The 717-nt window shown below is 76.8% G+C and carries 1 pseudogene; it reads right to left on the reverse strand.

Features of this window, described 5'->3' with window-relative positions:
- Positions 1 to 662, reverse strand: a pseudogene (locus tag ABD308_RS05375) (MFS transporter); the annotation flags it as partial.
- Positions 663 to 717: the final 55 nt, after the last annotated feature.

Consider the following 717-nt stretch of genomic DNA (forward strand, 5'->3'; position numbering starts at 1 on the left):
GGCCGGACACCGAGGGCGCCGAGCAGGAATCCGCGGACCGGTAGTCGTTGTTGTCCGAACGCCCCCGCCGTTCCCTCCGGGGCCGGCGGGGCGGCGCGTTCGGGCAGCGCGCAGGCCTGGGCGACGGTGAGGGCGGCGAAGACGCCGGCGGCGGTGAGCGCGGCGGCCCGGAAGTCGACCAGCAGCAGGACGGCGCCGAGCAGCGGTCCGGCCAGCGCGCCGGTGGCGGCGAACGTCGAGAACAGCGCGAACGCCTCGGCCTTGCGGTCGGCGGCCTCCCGCGCGATGTAGGTGCGCACGGCCGGGTTGAACAGGGCGCCGGCCAGCCCGCTGAGCGCGGAGGCGGCGAGCAGGACGCCGAGGGTGTCGCCGAGCGCGAACAGCCCGAAGCCGGCGCTGCGCAGCGCGCACCCGGCGATGATGACGCGGCGTGCGCCGAGCCGGTCGGCGGCCGAGCCGCCGAGGATGAACAGGCCCTGCTGGCTGAGGTTGCGCAGGCCGAGCACGGTGCCGACGGCGAGCGCGGACAGCCCGAGGTCGTGGCCGAGGTGGCCGGCCAGGTACGGGACGAGCAGGTAGAAGCCGGTGTTGACGCCGAACTGGTTGACCAGCAGGAGCCGTACGGGCAGCGGGAAGGACCGTACGGCGCGCGACAACCTCACCGGCCGGCCGCCGGGCGGGGGCTCGCGAGCGGCTCGGCGCCCGGCCCGGGGAGCG

Source organism: Kitasatospora putterlickiae (genome assembly GCF_039527695.1).
Lineage (GTDB): Bacteria > Actinomycetota > Actinomycetes > Streptomycetales > Streptomycetaceae > Kitasatospora > Kitasatospora putterlickiae.